This window comes from Neobacillus sp. DY30, from assembly GCF_030123065.1.
Lineage (GTDB): Bacteria > Bacillota > Bacilli > Bacillales > Cytobacillaceae > Neobacillus.
This window is the reverse complement of record NZ_CP126093.1, coordinates 3,893,649-3,909,509: the sequence shown is the minus strand read 5'-3', so window position 1 is coordinate 3,909,509 and position 15,861 is coordinate 3,893,649. Positions and strand designations below refer to the sequence as shown.

The 15,861-nt window shown below is 36.2% G+C and carries 21 protein-coding genes, 2 tRNA genes and 1 pseudogene; 17 read left to right on the top strand and 7 right to left on the bottom strand.

The features are described from left to right. Positions 1-5 precede the first annotated feature (5 nt). From QNH29_RS19055 to QNH29_RS19035, 5 genes are all read left to right on the top strand, one after another. Positions 6-1,031, top strand: a complete 1,026-nt coding sequence (locus tag QNH29_RS19055) for a branched-chain amino acid ABC transporter permease (protein WP_283860911.1) — start codon at positions 6-8, stop codon at positions 1,029-1,031. Next, positions 1,021-1,815, top strand: coding sequence for an ABC transporter ATP-binding protein (locus QNH29_RS19050; protein ID WP_283860910.1), 795 nt, complete (start codon positions 1,021-1,023; stop codon positions 1,813-1,815). Before QNH29_RS19055 ends, QNH29_RS19050 begins: the two co-directional genes overlap by 11 nt. Further along, positions 1,808-2,506, top strand: a complete 699-nt coding sequence (locus QNH29_RS19045) for an ABC transporter ATP-binding protein (RefSeq protein ID WP_283860909.1) — start codon at positions 1,808-1,810, stop codon at positions 2,504-2,506. Before QNH29_RS19050 ends, QNH29_RS19045 begins: the two co-directional genes overlap by 8 nt. A gap of 103 nt (positions 2,507-2,609) precedes the next feature. After that, a complete protein-coding gene (locus QNH29_RS19040) occupies positions 2,610-3,062 on the top strand; it encodes a RidA family protein (protein ID WP_283860907.1) in 453 nt (150 codons plus the stop codon). A 70-nt stretch (positions 3,063-3,132) separates the two neighbouring features. Continuing rightward, positions 3,133-3,807: a DUF1028 domain-containing protein gene (locus QNH29_RS19035; protein ID WP_283860906.1), complete on the top strand. Its 675-nt coding sequence runs from the start codon at positions 3,133-3,135 to the stop codon at positions 3,805-3,807. Between the two features lie 387 nt (positions 3,808-4,194). Here QNH29_RS19035 and QNH29_RS19030 read toward each other — a convergent pair whose 3' ends face one another. Further along, the gene (locus QNH29_RS19030) at positions 4,195-4,809 is read right to left on the bottom strand and encodes an RraA family protein (RefSeq protein ID WP_283860905.1); all 615 of its coding nucleotides are present in this window, start codon (positions 4,807-4,809) and stop codon (positions 4,195-4,197) included. A 193-nt stretch (positions 4,810-5,002) separates the two neighbouring features. Here QNH29_RS19030 and QNH29_RS19025 point away from each other — a divergent pair, with 193 nt between their 5' ends. Further along, on the top strand, positions 5,003-5,698 hold the full coding sequence (locus QNH29_RS19025; RefSeq protein ID WP_283860904.1) for a YetF domain-containing protein: 696 nt from the start codon (positions 5,003-5,005) through the stop codon (positions 5,696-5,698). 88 nt (positions 5,699-5,786) lie between these two features. Here QNH29_RS19025 and QNH29_RS19020 read toward each other — a convergent pair whose 3' ends face one another. Beyond that, positions 5,787-7,022, bottom strand: a complete 1,236-nt coding sequence (locus QNH29_RS19020) for an endo-1,4-beta-xylanase (RefSeq protein WP_283860903.1) — start codon at positions 7,020-7,022, stop codon at positions 5,787-5,789. 277 nt (positions 7,023-7,299) lie between these two features. Beyond that, complete coding sequence (locus QNH29_RS19015) at positions 7,300-7,626, bottom strand: winged helix-turn-helix transcriptional regulator (RefSeq protein ID WP_283860902.1); 327 nt, start codon at positions 7,624-7,626, stop codon at positions 7,300-7,302. Positions 7,627-7,771: 145 nt separating this feature from the next. Between QNH29_RS19015 and QNH29_RS19010 the strand changes: the two are divergent. From QNH29_RS19010 to QNH29_RS18995, 4 genes and pseudogenes are all read left to right on the top strand, one after another. After that, positions 7,772-8,167: pseudogene (locus QNH29_RS19010) on the top strand (DoxX family protein). A gap of 110 nt (positions 8,168-8,277) precedes the next feature. Further along, a complete protein-coding gene (locus tag QNH29_RS19005; RefSeq protein ID WP_283860901.1) occupies positions 8,278-8,454 on the top strand; it encodes a hypothetical protein in 177 nt (58 codons plus the stop codon). Between the two features lie 17 nt (positions 8,455-8,471). After that, positions 8,472-9,533: an LLM class flavin-dependent oxidoreductase gene (locus tag QNH29_RS19000; protein WP_283860900.1), complete on the top strand. Its 1,062-nt coding sequence runs from the start codon at positions 8,472-8,474 to the stop codon at positions 9,531-9,533. A 19-nt stretch (positions 9,534-9,552) separates the two neighbouring features. Next, positions 9,553-10,191 (top strand): NAD(P)-dependent oxidoreductase, encoded by a 639-nt coding sequence (locus tag QNH29_RS18995; protein ID WP_283860899.1) that lies wholly within the window; start codon positions 9,553-9,555, stop codon positions 10,189-10,191. Between the two features lie 136 nt (positions 10,192-10,327). On the opposite strand, the gene QNH29_RS18990 is transcribed toward QNH29_RS18995, so the two are convergent. Continuing rightward, complete coding sequence (locus QNH29_RS18990) at positions 10,328-10,699, bottom strand: VOC family protein (protein WP_283860898.1); 372 nt, start codon at positions 10,697-10,699, stop codon at positions 10,328-10,330. A 197-nt stretch (positions 10,700-10,896) separates the two neighbouring features. Here QNH29_RS18990 and QNH29_RS18985 point away from each other — a divergent pair, with 197 nt between their 5' ends. Continuing rightward, positions 10,897-11,085 carry a hypothetical protein gene (locus tag QNH29_RS18985; protein ID WP_283860897.1) on the top strand — a complete coding sequence of 63 codons (189 nt, stop codon included), beginning with the start codon at positions 10,897-10,899 and terminating at the stop codon, positions 11,083-11,085. Between the two features lie 288 nt (positions 11,086-11,373). Here the strand turns inward: QNH29_RS18985 and QNH29_RS18980 are convergent, their stop codons facing one another. Beyond that, on the bottom strand, positions 11,374-11,550 hold the full coding sequence (locus tag QNH29_RS18980; RefSeq protein ID WP_283860896.1) for an aspartyl-phosphate phosphatase Spo0E family protein: 177 nt from the start codon (positions 11,548-11,550) through the stop codon (positions 11,374-11,376). A gap of 272 nt (positions 11,551-11,822) precedes the next feature. Here QNH29_RS18980 and QNH29_RS18975 point away from each other — a divergent pair, with 272 nt between their 5' ends. Continuing rightward, complete coding sequence (locus QNH29_RS18975; protein WP_283860895.1) at positions 11,823-13,040, top strand: sensor histidine kinase; 1,218 nt, start codon at positions 11,823-11,825, stop codon at positions 13,038-13,040. A gap of 46 nt (positions 13,041-13,086) precedes the next feature. Here the strand turns inward: QNH29_RS18975 and QNH29_RS18970 are convergent, their stop codons facing one another. Together QNH29_RS18970 and QNH29_RS18965 are read right to left on the bottom strand one after the other, a co-directional pair. Continuing rightward, positions 13,087-13,239 (bottom strand): hypothetical protein, encoded by a 153-nt coding sequence (locus QNH29_RS18970; RefSeq protein ID WP_283860894.1) that lies wholly within the window; start codon positions 13,237-13,239, stop codon positions 13,087-13,089. A gap of 139 nt (positions 13,240-13,378) precedes the next feature. Further along, positions 13,379-13,798 (bottom strand): CBO0543 family protein, encoded by a 420-nt coding sequence (locus QNH29_RS18965; RefSeq protein WP_283860893.1) that lies wholly within the window; start codon positions 13,796-13,798, stop codon positions 13,379-13,381. Positions 13,799-14,046: 248 nt separating this feature from the next. Between QNH29_RS18965 and QNH29_RS18960 the strand changes: the two genes are divergently transcribed. From QNH29_RS18960 to mutM, 5 genes are all read left to right on the top strand, one after another. Then, positions 14,047-14,169: an FbpB family small basic protein gene (locus QNH29_RS18960; RefSeq protein ID WP_283860892.1), complete on the top strand. Its 123-nt coding sequence runs from the start codon at positions 14,047-14,049 to the stop codon at positions 14,167-14,169. 134 nt (positions 14,170-14,303) lie between these two features. Next, positions 14,304-14,579, top strand: a complete 276-nt coding sequence (locus tag QNH29_RS18955; RefSeq protein WP_283860891.1) for a DUF1450 domain-containing protein — start codon at positions 14,304-14,306, stop codon at positions 14,577-14,579. Between the two features lie 80 nt (positions 14,580-14,659). Next, positions 14,660-14,733: transfer RNA gene (locus tag QNH29_RS18950), tRNA-Gly, on the top strand. A gap of 9 nt (positions 14,734-14,742) precedes the next feature. Continuing rightward, a tRNA-Ile gene (locus QNH29_RS18945) sits at positions 14,743-14,816 on the top strand. A gap of 119 nt (positions 14,817-14,935) precedes the next feature. Next, the gene (gene mutM, locus QNH29_RS18940; RefSeq protein WP_283860890.1) at positions 14,936-15,745 is read left to right on the top strand and encodes a bifunctional DNA-formamidopyrimidine glycosylase/DNA-(apurinic or apyrimidinic site) lyase; all 810 of its coding nucleotides are present in this window, start codon (positions 14,936-14,938) and stop codon (positions 15,743-15,745) included. Positions 15,746-15,861 lie beyond the last annotated feature (116 nt).

Here is a 15,861-nt window from a genome sequence, read left to right as displayed (position 1 = left end):
AAAGGATGGAATTAATCAAAAAAACAGGTTTTCGAAAAATCGTGTTCATTTTTGGAGGGATTGCATTATTTCTCCTGCCTCTTGCAGTTGTGAATCCTTACTTTATGTATGTTATTAATCTTATCCTGATCTACGCCATCCTTGCATTAGGTCTAGACCTCATTGTTGGATATACTGGTCAAGTTTCCGTTGGACATGGAGCATTCTTTGGGATCGGAGCATATGTTGCTGCCATTTTGGCTAAAAAACTAGGTTTTTCTCTCTGGGTGAATCTTCCATTTTCCATTGTCATAACCGCCTTAATTGGATTTGTCATTGGTTTTATTGGATTGAAATTAATCGAAGAATACCTAGTAATGGCGACACTAGCATTTGGAACGATCATCTGGCTAGTATTTTTAAACTGGAATGATCTTACAGGAGGACCAATGGGGATTGCCGGAATACCTGCCCCTCCATCTATTAAAATAGGATCATTTGAGCTAATGTTTTTACAATATCACGATTATTACCCTTTATTATTAATATTTGTACTTTTAGGTATTTTAGTAACAAGGTTAATCATTAAATCAGGATTTGGCCGTGCCTGTACGGCCATAAGAGATGATGAACTTGCAGCTCAAGCGATGGGAATACCTGTATTTAAGACAAAAGTAATGATGTTTACCATATCGGCTTCCTTTTGCGGCGCGGCTGGCGCTTTATATGCTCATTTCTTACGTGTTGTAAGTCCGGAAACATTTGCTTTTGGAATGTCTGTAACGATTTTAACTATGGTCATGATTGGTGGCCAAGGTTCAATAGCGGGTGCCTTAATCGGTGCATCGATTCTTACCGTTTCTTCAGAAGCACTTCGGGAGACACCAGAATTAAGAATGTTAATTTATGGATTTTTGATCGTCGTCATGATTATGTTTTTCCCTAAGGGAATCATGGGGTTATTAAAGTTAGTAACAGAACGTCTTTTTCAAAAAAATTCACGAATAGAAAAAACAGCGTTAGAGAAAGAGGGGTTGAGTTATGAACAATAATTATGTTACTAATTCAGCTATCTTAACCGTCGACAATCTTTCAAAGGCTTTTGGGGGAGTAAAGGCAGTTAACAATTTAACATTTTCGGTTTCGCAAAACAATATTCATGCGATTATCGGTCCAAACGGAGCTGGGAAAAGCACCTTATTTAACCTCATCACAGGGGTTATTACGCCAGATGAAGGGAAAATACAATTATTAAATCAGGATATTACTTCATTGAGACCAGATAAAATTGCCGAGCAAGGGGTATCACGTACCTTCCAAAATATCCGGTTATTTCCTGATATGACAGTCTTTGAAACTGTATTAATAGGAACCTATCTTTTTACAGGTGGAAAACTTCTCCCTGCTTTATTCCGGACAAAGAACTTTCGGAACAAGGAACGGCAGGCAAGGGAACGTATTGAAGAAATATTAAAATTCGTTGGTTTGTGGGATATGCGGCATGAGTACGCAGCCAAACTATCCTATGGAAGTCAAAGACGTGTTGAGATTGCCAGAGCTTTAGCAACAAATCCACGGTTATTATTACTCGATGAACCTACTGCTGGTATGAATCAGAAAGAAACAAAAGAGCTTATGAATCTATTTACACAGGTCAGTGAACAAGGCATTACGATTTTAATTATTGCTCACGATATGCACCTAGTAAATACATTGTCAAACCAAATTACTGTAATAAATTTTGGAGAAAAGTTAGTAGAAGGTCCTCCTGAAGTGATTCAGAATCATCCTGCTGTAATAGAGGCTTATATGGGGAGGGCTGAGGTAAATGCTTAATGTAGAAAACGTAAGTACATATTATGGACAAATATGTGCTTTAGACAATGTTAGTTTGAAGGTAGGAGAGAAGGAAGCCGTTTCTGTTATCGGTGCCAATGGTGCAGGGAAAAGCACATTATTGAAAACGATTATTGGAGAGCTGCGCCCTAAAAGTGGTGATATTCAACTTACTGGTAAATCAATTCTTAATGAAAAAACGTTTAAACTAGTCAGTCGCGGCATGACACTTGTTCCTGAAGGAAGACATGTATTTCCATTACTGTCAGTTTGGGATAATTTACTTCTAGGTGGTTATACTCTTCCGGTTAAAAGTCGTCAGCAAAGGGCAGAAGAGGTTACAGAGCCTTTTCCAATTCTAAGAGAAAGAAAAGACCAGTTTGCAGGACTTTTGTCTGGTGGAGAGCAGCAAATGCTGGCGATTGCAAGAGCAATGATGACGAAACCGAAATTATTATTACTCGATGAACCATCAATGGGTCTATCACCAAAACTAGTGTTTGAAGTTTATGATAAAATAACCGAATTACATCAGCAAGGAACCACTATCCTCTTGGTAGATCAGAATGCGGAAATGGCGATTGATTTTTGCAGTCGTGGGTATGTATTAATGGCTGGGCGTTTAGCAGGCGAAGGAACCAAAAAAGAACTAAAAGAAAGCGAAATTGTTCAAAAATCTTATCTCGGATAAGATGTTCAAAATCTTGACAATATTCAGAAAAAACATTATATTGTTTTTAGGGTATAAATAAGGATAAATTCCTTTAATAAAAATTTAGGGAGGAAATACCAAGATGACAGTTCATGGCGAAACAAAAAAAGTAGAGATTCAGAGATTCCGAAAGTTCAAAACTGCCCAATATTATCCAAAAAACTTGGGAAAACCAGAACACCATATTGATAATGAATTTTGCATGGCCGTTCGAGCTGGAAATCGAATCTTTTTGAGAGGGCAAACAGGATTTGATTTAGATGGAAACTTTCACGGTATTGGCGATGTAGAAGCGCAAGCCGAAATGGCATGTACCTGTGTTAGGCAGCTGATTGAGGAGGCTGGCGGCACGATTAATGATATTTGTAAGATTACCGTTTACTTGATGCACCGTGAAGATCGAAGCAAAGTCTATCCGGTTATTGCAAAACATTTTAAAGATGTATACCCTTGCAGTACTGGATTATTGGTAAGTGGGTTTGCAATGCCTGAGATGTTAATGGAAATCGATGTAGAGGCTGTCATTAGCGAATAGGTTATATTGATTAGTCTATAATCTTGGTGAATATAGAAAAATAAAATTAAATCTACCGAGGAGGGGTAAAATGACATTTTCGGTTGCAGGCCGCTGTTCTTCCACCGGTGCATTAGGAGTAATTGTTACTTCGAGTAGTCCAGCAGTAGGGGCAAGATGTCCATGGGTAAAGGCCGGAGAAGGTGCTATTTTATCGCAGAATGTAACTGACCCAAGATTAGCCGCTATCGGATTTACTGTGTTAGAAAACGGCTTCGATGCCCAATCGGCTATTCGATCAATGCGAGAGGCGTCGCCATTTCCAGAATACAGGCAACTTGCTGTGGTTGATTCCAAAGGGAATTCCGCTGCCTTTACAGGAAAAAATGCTCTAGGTGTCCATGGAGAATTCTGTGCTAAAAATGTTGCTAGTATTGGAAATCTCCTCAGTGATCCTGCCATTCCTGAAGCAATGGGTCATGTGTTTTTAGAAACGGAAGGAAGGCCCCTAGCAGAAAGGTTAATTTTGGCGCTTGAAAAAGGCTTTCAGTTAGGTGGGGAATTAGATCAGGAACACTCTATCGGCCTATTAGTATACACAGAGGAACCATTCCCCTATGTTGACCTAAGAGTGGACTATAGTGATCATCCTCTTGATGATTTAAAGAAGCTTTGGGAAATTTATGGCCCTCAGGCAAACGACTATAAAGTAAGGGCAGTTGTTCCAGAGATGGCTCCTTCCTATGGAGTTTTAGGTGACGAATAACAAATTTTAATTAAATATCTACTAAATGCGCCTTCCCAGTTGGGGGGGGGGCGCTTTGTTGTCAATTCATTTCCTTTTCACAATTGCTATATTTTAGTTTTTATTCATTAACTTTCTTCCCGTTACCACACTTTTAATTTCTATTTATCAAGGATGTTCGACAGCCTAGGCACTTCCTTAATCATTCTATCACTTTTGGCTAATAATATTTTTGTAAGGTTGCAAAAGAAGGAATACAAGCAGATTGTTCAAACAAATTTGCATCAACAGGCGTCCTAACCTATCATACGCATTTGATTCCATTTAAGTTTTGTAGGAGGAAGATGGTCTATAATTTTAAAAGAAAGGAAAACGTCAAAACGTTTACCTTTCTTTCTGGTTACCTATTTATTTTAGCATACTATCTAAATATCGAGTCACTTCATCGGGTTTTCCAGAAACTTTCTCATCCCGTTCTTGATCTTTAACCAGTTTTTCTTTTGCTTTCCTTAATACTTCTTTCTCAATTGCTTGGGGAACAACTACAACTCCATCAGCATCTGCCACAATGATGTCCCCAGGACTGACTGATGTTCCACCGCATGAAATCGGAACATTAACTTCACCCCAACCCCCTTTAGCGCTCGAAGCAACGGTTGTACCTTTACAGAAAACAGGGAAATTTAGTTTTTTTACTCCGAGGATATCACGAATAACCCCATCTGTTACCACCCCTTTAATGCCTAATGTTTGTGCTAGCCCAAGAATAAAATCCCCTGCAATCGTTCGATAGGTATCTCCTTTGGCGTCCACAACGATAATATCTCCTGGCTTGGCTTCACGAATAGCACGTAAAACGCATTGATTATCCCCAACTGGCATTTTAACGGTAAAAGCACGCCCTGCGATTTTGTATTCCTCTTTTAATGGTTTAATTAAAGGATCCATATTATTTAGCCCTTGCATAATATCTGAAATACACGTTGTAGGAATGTCTTGAAATGCTGCAACAATCTCGCTCATACTTTCCTCCTTTAAAATATAGAATATACTTCTGCAAAAAACATTAGACTTTATATAATAGTTAAAAAGAATAGATGAATATAACAAAAAGAATCAAAAATTAATTAGGTCTTTTTGTCCATTTTTTATTCCTACAAGATATTTCCTTTAGAATCGGACAAGATAGGATGGAATCAAATATCTGGAGGTTGTTATGCCGGAATATGTAGAAGTGGCTGGTCGGGCTATCTTTTCTTTTTTAGTATTATTTTCTCTTGCAAGAATCCTTGGAAAAAAGCAGATTTCACATCTTACTTTTTTTGATTACGTCGTTGGCATTGTAATTGGAGACATGGCCTCACAAATAGCAATCGACACTTCAATGAAAATTGTGAATGGCTTAATAGGTTTAGTTGTGTATACTCTTTTATCAGTCATTCTTGCATACGGTGCAATCAAATCGTTTAAGTTTAGGGATTTAGTAGAAAGTAGTCCCTCTATTCTCATTAAAGATGGAAAAATAATGGAGAGAAATCTTTTTAAACATAAGATGACGTATGATGATCTAATGAATGGTTTAAGGGAAAAAGACGCTTTTATGATCGATGAGGTTGAAATGGCGATTTTGGAAACAAATGGGCAGATTAGTGTAATGAAGAAACCCGAGTATCAGGCACTGACTCCAAAAGACATTGGTCTAAGAATGAAAGCGGACCATGCCCCATCCTTAATTATTATAGATGGAACTCTTTTGGAAAAACGCTTACGCTCCTTAGGGTATACAAAGGATTGGCTTTTTAGTGAGATACAGAAAAAAGGGGCAAATGATTTTGAAGATGTCTTTTTAGCTCAGATTGATTCTAATGGTTCTGTTTATGTTGATTTATATGATGATAATCAAAAAAACTAGTGGGACTAACAGAATCACAAAAGATGACTGTTTCAAAAGCCGCAATGTTAGCAGCTTTTGAACAGTCTTACTTTTTTTACTGCCTTGATTAAATTACGAACTGTTCGGTTGCAGCATTTTTATCTAAGGTAAAGCTCACTTTCTTGTCTTCACAAACAAGATCATAATCACCAAGGAATCCCTTAAAAGAAACGATTCCGTTGTCATCTGTCTTACACGTTACATTTGTAGACCAGTCACCTTTAATCAGCTTCTTTAATACTTCATAAGACGGTTTTGGGCTATTATCACTTCTGATAAATCCAGCAGGAGCACCAAGCCATGCACCATCATCACTGAAGGACCAGGTTGAGATAGCTTCTACCTGAGGATGATTAAACAGAATGGTATACATTTCTTCGACTTCTTTTGCCTGACGTTCTTCGAATTCAGGGGTTGACGGCCATTCTGGGATTTGATAATCATTCAAATCTTCAATTTCAGGAGGCATGAGATGACCAGAAGTTAATGTGTTTTCTGTAAAGTGGAGAGGGAGACCAAAGTGCGAGAAACGGTCGAGAACTTCTTCTAATTTCTCACGTCCCCAATATCCTTGATGCTGATGTGACTGAATCCCTATGGCATCAATTGGAATACCTGCATGTAAACATCCATCAATTAAGATTTCATAATTAATCGATGTATTAAAATCATTCAACAATAGTGTCGCACAAGGATTATATTCGCGTGTTTTTGCAAACATTTCTTTAATAATTCCAACACGGCCAAGTTCTTGAGAAATTCGTGTGATACCATTGTCATATTTGTCAAAGATTGGCATGATTACGACCTCATTGATTACATCCCACGTATCTATTAGACCTTTGAAGTCTGAAACATCACGTTCAATTCTAGCAAACTGTGCTTTAAGGATTTCTTCATTGCTCATCTCCAACAGCCATGGAGCCGTTACCGTATGCCAGCAGAGAGGATGTCCTTTCACTGATATTTTTCTTTCTTTTAACCACTGAGCAGCAGCTTTTAATTCTTTTGTCCGCGGTTTTCCTTTTTCAGGCTCAAACGTTCCCCAATAAAAGGGCAGTGTGGCTGAGTTAAAGACTTCAAGGAACTTATTAAGTTTCTCCTCCTGAAACGCAAGGCGGTCAGCGGGTACATTTTTGTTTGCAACATCAATCACATCAAAAATGCCACAGCCAAATAGGAACTTATGGTTTGTATGTCTAAGAACGACTTCTTTTCCGGCTACAGGATTTCCTGCCCCATCCATAAGTTTAATTGTTTTGCTTGCCATACGGTGTGCCAATTCATTCGTTCGTCCCATCATTCTACCTCCAATTTCATAACCTTATTAAACGTTTGAGAAAACGCTTTCTAACTTCAACAAAAGTCTACCAAACTTTGTCTGCTCAGTATACGAACTATCCTAAGCTCCTATAGTTTTTAAAGTAAGTAGTTTAGTATTTATGGGTGCTCTGAACTGGAATGATTCTGACTTCTAGTATTTATAAATTTATCCTGTCATGAAGAAAAAGACATTTATACAAGTGATTCAATTAGGAATCACTGTGAAAATGTCTTTTTAGTAATGAAATATAGTTGGATCACTCACTTATACTTACAGGTGGAACCCAAAGCTGGGACCATTTTTCGATTTCTCTTAGAATCGGTTCAAGTGAAAGACCTTTTTCTGTTAATGAATACTCAATGACCACAGGTGTTTCCGGTATCACTTTACGTTTAACAACATCTTGGTGTTCTAAGTCCTTTAAACGCTCTGATAATACTTTTCCACTTATACCAATCGCTGATTGAATTTCACTAAATCTTTGCGGTCCTGATAATAATTGATAGATAACTAACGCAGTCCATCGTTGACTTAAAAGCGAAATCGCTTTTTCAAATCGTGGACAAATTGTCGGCTGCTTCATAGTAATAACACCTCTCTATATTGTCTAGTATACCACAATAAACATAATTTAAATTACAAATAATAATATAGTTACTTGACAAAATATAATTACACAAATATACTAACTTACATAAAGTAACTAACTGAGAAAAGGATCATAACAAATGAATAAAAATGAATTAGGAAAAGTTTTCGTTTGAGCTGTTTTAGGTCTTACATTCTTTATTCACGGATTATCAAAGTTTCAAGGTGGAATTACAAATACAGCAGGCTTTTTTGACAGTATTGGAATTCCTGGGTTTATGGCGTATGTAGTGGCCCTTATTGAACTAATAGGCGGTATTGCTTTGATTCTAGGACTCGGAACACGAATTGTTTCTGTATTATTTGCGCTAATTATGGCAGGTGCTATTTTTTCTGCGAAACTTTCACTTGGGTTTCTCGGCAATGGTCAAATGGCAGGGTATGAACTGGAACTTATTTTACTTGTGATATCCATTTATTTTGTATTAGCTGATAAATCGCAAATCTCATTGGATCAAAAGATTTTTCAATCATAAGAAATGACTCTTGGAGAGCTATTTATGGGATTTCGTAGTAAACCAACAACATTTGCAGAGCATGTTAAAATCAAGTAGAAAATTGCAGCATTCTTTAACATTTTATCAAGATGTTTGGTTTCGATATTTTAGAACAAACAGCTTCAACAGCCAAACTAACAAGCAATGGTAAAAAAAGTATTTTGTCTCTAGAACAGCCTGATAATGTAATGGCCGATGTTATGGAAGAAAATAATAAATTTGTAACTCATAATCCATCTGGAGATCGAGTTGAGTTAGCAGTATAAGATGGGGAGGTATCTGATTGTCCACGATTGAACATAACGGTATTGAAATAGGTATCTACACACTTGCAGATATTGGTCCGGATCCTCTAACAGGAAAAACGATTACAGCGCACCAACGAGTGAAAGAAATCATTGAAGCTGCAAAGCTAGCTGATGGAGCAGGTTTGGATGTTTTTGGGGTAGGGGAACACCATCGGTTAGATTATGCCGTCTCTTCTCCAGCCGTTATTTTGTCTGCCATTGCTCAAGTAACCGAGCGCATTCGATTAACGAGTACAACCAGTGTGTTAAGTACCCTTGACCCTGTTCGCTTATTCGAGGATTTTGCAACATTGGATTTGTTATCAGACGGACGTGCAGAAATCTTAGCAGGCCGAGGTGCGTTTATTGAATCATTCCCTCTTTTTGGGTATAGTACAAATGATTATGATGAGCTTTTTACCGAACATATGGATTTACTTTTAAAACTAAACAAAAATGAGAAAGTCACTTGGTCGGGAAACTTTCGTCCTTCCTTGAGGAATGCAGAAATTTCACCACGACCGCTACAGGAGCAAATGCCGATTTGGATTGGTGTTGGCGGTACCCCTGAAAGTGCCGTTCGTGCAGGGAGATTCGGGGTAGGCATGGCACTGGCCATTTTAGGTGGTAATCCATTGCGTTTTAAGCCGCTTGTGGACATATACCGAAAATCCGGGTTGGAGGCAGGTCATTCCCCTGAAGTATTAAAAGTGGGTGTAACAGGTCATACCTTCCTTGCTAACACGACACAGCAAGCCAAAGACGAATTCTTTCCTTACTATTCGAACTATTGGTCCTACGTGAATCGTCAACGAGGAATGGGAACAAGGATGTCAAGAGATGACTTCGAAAATATGGCTAGTCCAAATACAGCTTTATTCGTAGGGAGTCCGCAGCAAATAGTAGAAAAGATTCTTCGCCAACATGAGCTTTTTGGCCATACTCGTTTCCTGGCACAAGTTGATATAGGCGGATTACCTTATAATAAAGTAGTCAAAAACATTGAATTAATAGCAACTGAGGTTGCGCCAGTGGTGAAAAAAGCAACAAGCAAATAACGATTCGGAGGAATTTAGCATGAACATCGCTGTTATAGGAGCAAGTGGGAAAGCTGGAAGTCTGATTTTGAAAGAGGCAGTAAGCAGGGGACATCATGTAACAGCAGTTGTAAGAGATGCGTCTAAGCTTCAAGATAAAAATACAGCCGCTATTGAGAAAAATGTGTTTGAATTAACAACTGGTGATGTAAATGCGTTTGATGTTGTAATTAACGCTTTTGGAGCACCGCTTGGAGAGGAACAAGCACACGTCGATGCAGGTCATGCGTTAATTGAAGCACTAAAAGGAACAAGTACCAAATTAATCGTTGTTGGCGGAGCTGGAAGTCTTTTTGTCGACGAGAACAAAACCGTGAAACTAATTGATACTCCTGAATTCCCGGATTTTGTTAAACCAACGGCTATGGGTCAAGGAAGGAATCTGCAAGAATTACAGGAATCAGCGGACTTAACATGGACATTTATCAGCCCTTCTGCTGTATTTAATCCTGAAGGAAAAAGAACAGGTTCTTACCAGTCAGGGAAAGATCACCTTCTCGTTAATTCAAAAGGTGACAGTTATATTAGTTATGCAGACTTTGCTATTGCTGTAATGGACGAAGTCGAAAATCCTAAGCATATAAATGAAAGATTTACAGTAGTTGGGGAAGCAGAATAATACTTAAAAACACTCACAAATGTTGTAACGACAACGTTTGTGAGTGTTTTTGTTTAAATTTAATGATCCTAATAGAGGAGTATGGGGACCTGAGATAAAAAGAATTATGTATTTTCTTGTGCCCTTGAATTTGTTTTTAACGATGTTGATCCACAAGGATTTGATTGCCATCTGGATCTTCGATTATAAAATGTGCTGGTCCTTCAGTAGTTTCATCTGCTTCAGAGAGCATTGTTATCCCTTTTTCCTTAAACTGCTTTTGAAGGTCTCGAATGTCTGTAAATGATTCAAGATTTCCGGCATTTTCATTCCACCCAGGATTAAAAGTCAGGATGTTCTTTTCAAACATTCCTTGGAATAGCCCGATAATGCAATTTTCATTCTTCATAATCAGCCAATTTTGAGAAATGTCACCACCAAAGACGTGAAATCCTAGGTTTTCGTAAAACTCTTTTGATACATGTATGTCTTTTACATTTAAACTGACAGAAAATGCACCTAACTTCATAAAACTACCCCCTTTATATTATTGATTAATCATTCAGATAAACTTACATTATTTAGTATAAGTTAGTGCTATAAAATACACAATGGTATAGGGAAGATAAAGGAAATGTTAGGTAAAAAAGGACTCTGAATTACATGCGGCGAATTGTATGTTTATTTTTCAAAATAAATCAAAGAATAAAAAGATGAAAGAAAACAATGGAGGAATTGACAATGAAGGAAAGTAATCGAAATCAGAACGATCCTGAAAATAAAATGAAAATATTTAAAAACATAAATCAGTCCGCTTTAAACTACGTGCAGCAAGCTATTGAAAATCCGGCAGTTTCGTCTCGAGATGCAACTCAAAACTTAGTTAACAATACAATCAATAACCAAGAAACGTAATAGTTTAAGTTAAAATATATCTGATTGACATTTTTTTACTAAAAACACTTAAAGCGTGAAACGGAGCCCGAACCTACTTTAATTTATTTCTAAAAGTGCTCAAAATTTTGAGTGCTTCTTTTGTTTTCTTTTTCTATTCAACTTAAGATGCAATCTAATTGAAGAATAATTTTTAGTGATTCATAATTGGTTACGATTTATAAAGGGGGAATGAAATATGGGTAAAGGCGATGTTGTCGGTTATTAAAACGAAGTTGAGATAAGGCAAAAAAGAGTAAATGAAATAAATTATAAGACTTTTGAATGCTGGTATTTATTGATCAATAAATCCAGCTCTTGACTAATTTTTATCGTATCTGGATGAGTAAGACCTTTCGTTTTTCCAATATTGACTAAATATATCCTCAGCGAATTAATTTCCATTACAATTTTTGAAGGGGTAAAATCGTCCGTTTTCTTATTCATATATTCTACTCCGTTCGGGAAAAAATTACCTGAAAATACTAGGTAATTTTAATTATAATTTGTAATTTCTAAAAGTAAATATATTTTTGTAAGTTAAATAAACAAATTAATAAACGAGTTTAAATTTCATGTTATTGGTGATTACTTGTTCAACAAATAAGTCTTTAATTGTAACGCATAAAAAAGTGGCTAACGGCTTTTTCTTACTTATATGTTAGAATATAGGTAGTTTGATACAAATTAAGATTGGGCTTCGAGCAGAAGGGGTTCGTATGAAGAATAAACATACTCAATTTAATCTAAAGTTATATTACAGCACAGTAATAGTGGTGATGGCACTTATGCTGCTTGGGCTGTTTGCAGATAATCCACTTCTTCATCATCCTGGACCAGGCTATATTACACATGGTGTTTTAGTTTTCTTTTTTTCTATTTGTCTGCTGATTTATCCTATATTTAAGTCACATGTTTTTAGAATTATTATAATCGTCGTGGCATCTACATACTTTTATACCATCTTCTTTATATATCCGAATACTTGGTCGAACTTTCTATTTTTATGTTTTATTCCTGCTATTTCTATTTTGTTTTTTGATACGAAACTTTTTTATCTTTCGTTATTATTAAATACTCTTTCCGTCATAGGTCTTTTTAGTTATGTTGCGTTCGTTGATAGAGGAGATCTTTTTCCTTATATAAGTGAAGACTTAATCGGAAATAGTATTAACTTTTTAGGAAGCCAAGCCATTCTTTATTTTATTTTTTATTTATCATATGGACGGTTGGAGAAACAGAAGCTCTACTATGAGCAAATTAAACAAACAGAACGTCTAAAAACAACTGGACAGCTCGCCGCTGCAGTGGCACATGAGATTAGAAATCCATTAACAGTCGTTAAAGGGTTCTTACAGTTATACGAAAAAGAAACTACATATAAAGAAAATAATAAGCGGCATTACTCGTTACTCATCGATGAATTAAACACAGCAGAACAGGTAATTTCTCAATTTTTATCTATAGCCAAGCCCGATAAAGACACTGAACTTGAACTTGTAAATGTAAAGAGTGTTCTTCAAAGTGTAACAGATTTACTCAACACGTACGGCCTCCTCCATGACAATGAGATTGTACTAAATATGGTTGAAGATTGTTATATCGCTGCGAATACGATTGAATTTAAACAGCTAATAATCAATATAATTAAAAATGCCCTTGAAGCTTCTAAAGACGGTGATTCTGTTGTCGTTACCGCTGAAAGTGAAAAGGACTGGGTAAAAATTAATGTAACCGATTTTGGACATGGGATGTCAAAGGAAGAAATCGATTCTCTTGGAACTCCATTTTACTCGTTAAAAAGTAAAGGAACAGGCCTAGGAATGATGATCTGCTTTAATATTGCTACAAAGTATAAAGGAACCATCCACTTTGATAGCGAAAAAGGTAAAGGAACAACCGTTACGATTGAGTTTCCAGCAACACAAATGGGGTAAGTAAGGAGGGCTGCAATATGCAGCTCTATTTTTATATACCATCTAGTTAGTCACGATTATTTGTTGCGTTTGATTTATGGATAGGTTTTTCAATGGATTCAACAATTTTATCTTTGATTGCAGGTATAGGTTCGTCAGTTCGTGTATTCCATATGCTATATTTAATAGTATTTGGTGCTTCTGTGTTTTCATTGCTCATTATTCATCCACCTCCATTTATTTAATAATAGTTTGTCTACAAAATATAGAATGCTCCTAAATACCAATTTACCTTACTGAAATTTTACCTTTGTTTATTGTTCTAATCGTTGCAATAATACCTCTGCAAATTAACAGTTTTAACAAAGACTTATTAAAGAGTGATACCAAGTCCATCCCTTTTTCCATTTAATGAGGTTAGTTTTCTTTGAAGCTATGGTCTCTATGATTGTTTGCGGTATAACAAAAGGGAAAAGTTTTAAAATAATTCCGACGGGTTTGCTGTTCAAAGTCCACTGATTATAATAAAGCAGTATTAAAGGGTAATGAATAAAATCAAATGGGAGGTGGATTTTATACTTTGGGAAAAGCCTTTTAGGGTATTTTAAATAGCCTCTTTTTACTAAAAATTCATCTGAGAAAAAATTACCAATAAAACTTACAAGGTATACGATAAGCCAATCTTTAAATGAACGTTTTAAAATGGCGAACGGAAGTAAAACCAATCCTGTTATAGTAACTAGGATTAATGAGTAATTTGGAAAATTTTTTCTTCTCAATTTTTTACACCTCCTCATATTATAATTTGTCGCAAATAATATTTTTTATGTAAAAATCCTTTAATCCTTCAACGGGGAAAGAAAAGGATTTAGAGCTGCTATAATGGTGGCTTTTATAACTAATGTCCATCCTCATTCATTTTAAATTTTCGGATAATATAAAAAAGTTCAAAAAGTTGTAATATTTTACTTGATTTTAACCTTTCTAAATTATGTATAATGAAAACATAAGAAAGGTGGAGAAACAAATGAGGAAACGTAATATTAGTTTTAAAAAATTAGTAGACGAAAATAAGCAGGAATTAAAAAGTGATACTAAAGCAATGGAGAGAATCGAGGCGAAAATTGAAAAGAAACATTCAAAAAGATAAAAGCTTCATATATAAATAATAAAGAGCAACCTTAGATTTTGAAATGGTTGCTCTTTATATGTTTATTTAGAGAATTTTTGTGTCAAAATTGATATACTTAATGTAAGATGATAGACAGTGGAGATGTTCAACAAATGAATTTTATTTCAAAACTTTTTGCAAAAGAAAAGAAATTGACAATTGATTTTTGTGAAAAAAACCTCGATCGTTTTCTAACTGAAGATTTACAAAATCAATATAGTAATTTCCTTAGTAAAAGAAATATTGAATATAAAGAGTATCATTGTCAAAGTAGATGTGAGGATTGCAAAAAATCTCCTTATGCGATTGTTAATGGTGAGTTTATGGCAGCAGGGGATTCATTGGAACTATTGAAAAAGCTTACACATTTCCAAGAAGATAAAAAGTAGTTTACAACTTCAAAAAGTAGTTTACAACTTCATGGTAGGGTGCTATAATATTTCATGTACTATTGATAGGGCACTTAAATGCGGGTGTAGTTTAGTGGTAAAACCTCAGCCTTCCAAGCTGATGTTGTGAGTTCGATTCTCATCACCCGCTCCATAAAACTATGGGCCTATAGCTCAGCTGGTTAGAGCGCACGCCTGATAAGCGTGAGGTCGATGGTTCGAGTCCATTTAGGCCCACTCAATGAATATTGATACATAAAATGAATATTGATACATAAACCGAACTATAAAAAGTTCGGTTTTTTTGCGTTTTCGGGGAAATGATATGAAAAAAGTAGCAGAGAGGAAGAGAATTTATGCCTGAACTGCCGGAAATGGAAAATTACCGGAGATTGTTAAATCAAAAAATAGCGGGGCAAACAATTACTCAGGTACAAATCAACCGGGAGAAATCAGTTAATGTGAACCCAACTATCTTCATTAATACCATCACAAATCACAAGATTCTGACTGTCAATCGTAGAGGGAAGCATTTACTTTTTCATTTAGATAATGGGCAGGTTATGCTGCTGCATTTAATGCTAGGCGGCTGGATGTATTTTGGAACAGAAGAAGACAAGCCTAACCGGACGATTCAGGTTCGTATATCGTTCAGAAATCATCATCTATATTTTATTGGGCTTCGACTTGGTTATTTACATTTATACAGAGAACAGGATGTCCAAAAGGAATTATCTTCTTTGGGTCCTGAGCCATTGGACCCATCCTTTACAGCACATGCCTTTTTAAAGCTGCTTGGTGACAGACGGGGGAAAATTAAAACAAAACTCCTCGATCAAGAGTTTATTGCCGGTATTGGAAATTGTTACTCGGACGAAATCTGTTATCACGCAAGAATTAAAACGAAACGGAGTATTGAAGACATAGAGGAGATTGAAAGAAACCAACTTTACGAGTCAATGAAACATGTACTCCTTGATGCGCTGAAACATGGGGGTTACATGGAAAATCCTCTTTTTCAAGGTGACAACCTAACGGGTGGCTATAATAATCTCTGCTTGGTTTATGACCGGGAAGGTGAGACTTGTAAGAGATGTGGTGGTACGATTGTAAAGGAAATGATTTCGTCTCGTAAAACATTCTTCTGTCCGGTTTGTCAAAAATAGATAAGAATCCTATCTCAACGGTAGGATTCTTTTTTTGCTGAAACTATACAGCCATGGTCTTTCCGAAAGCAGAGCCCATACACTAGCCAAGGATGAGCTCATCATTGGGTAAAAAA

Bases quoted from the DNA above. Each gene is read 5' to 3' on its own strand.
- QNH29_RS19045 (WP_283860909.1), top strand. From the start codon at position 1,808: ATGCTTAATGTAGAAAACGTAAGTACATATTATGGACAAATATGTGCT.
- QNH29_RS18990 (WP_283860898.1), bottom strand. From the start codon at position 10,699: ATGAAGTTAGGTGCATTTTCTGTCAGTTTAAATGTAAAAGACATACAT.
- QNH29_RS18975 (WP_283860895.1), top strand. From the start codon at position 11,823: ATGAAGAATAAACATACTCAATTTAATCTAAAGTTATATTACAGCACA.
- QNH29_RS18955 (WP_283860891.1), top strand. From the start codon at position 14,304: ATGAATTTTATTTCAAAACTTTTTGCAAAAGAAAAGAAATTGACAATT.
- QNH29_RS19005 (WP_283860901.1), top strand. From the start codon at position 8,278: ATGTTTGGTTTCGATATTTTAGAACAAACAGCTTCAACAGCCAAACTA.
- QNH29_RS19030 (WP_283860905.1), bottom strand. From the start codon at position 4,809: ATGAGCGAGATTGTTGCAGCATTTCAAGACATTCCTACAACGTGTATT.
- QNH29_RS19055 (WP_283860911.1), top strand. From the start codon at position 6: ATGGAATTAATCAAAAAAACAGGTTTTCGAAAAATCGTGTTCATTTTT.
- QNH29_RS19040 (WP_283860907.1), top strand. From the start codon at position 2,610: ATGACAGTTCATGGCGAAACAAAAAAAGTAGAGATTCAGAGATTCCGA.
- QNH29_RS19015 (WP_283860902.1), bottom strand. From the start codon at position 7,626: ATGAAGCAGCCGACAATTTGTCCACGATTTGAAAAAGCGATTTCGCTT.
- QNH29_RS18980 (WP_283860896.1), bottom strand. From the start codon at position 11,550: ATGAATAAGAAAACGGACGATTTTACCCCTTCAAAAATTGTAATGGAA.
- QNH29_RS18995 (WP_283860899.1), top strand. From the start codon at position 9,553: ATGAACATCGCTGTTATAGGAGCAAGTGGGAAAGCTGGAAGTCTGATT.
- QNH29_RS18970 (WP_283860894.1), bottom strand. From the start codon at position 13,239: ATGAGCAATGAAAACACAGAAGCACCAAATACTATTAAATATAGCATA.
- QNH29_RS19020 (WP_283860903.1), bottom strand. From the start codon at position 7,022: ATGATGGGACGAACGAATGAATTGGCACACCGTATGGCAAGCAAAACA.
- QNH29_RS19025 (WP_283860904.1), top strand. From the start codon at position 5,003: ATGCCGGAATATGTAGAAGTGGCTGGTCGGGCTATCTTTTCTTTTTTA.
- mutM (WP_283860890.1), top strand. From the start codon at position 14,936: ATGCCTGAACTGCCGGAAATGGAAAATTACCGGAGATTGTTAAATCAA.
- QNH29_RS19035 (WP_283860906.1), top strand. From the start codon at position 3,133: ATGACATTTTCGGTTGCAGGCCGCTGTTCTTCCACCGGTGCATTAGGA.
- QNH29_RS18985 (WP_283860897.1), top strand. From the start codon at position 10,897: ATGGAGGAATTGACAATGAAGGAAAGTAATCGAAATCAGAACGATCCT.
- QNH29_RS18960 (WP_283860892.1), top strand. From the start codon at position 14,047: ATGAGGAAACGTAATATTAGTTTTAAAAAATTAGTAGACGAAAATAAG.
- QNH29_RS19050 (WP_283860910.1), top strand. From the start codon at position 1,021: ATGAACAATAATTATGTTACTAATTCAGCTATCTTAACCGTCGACAAT.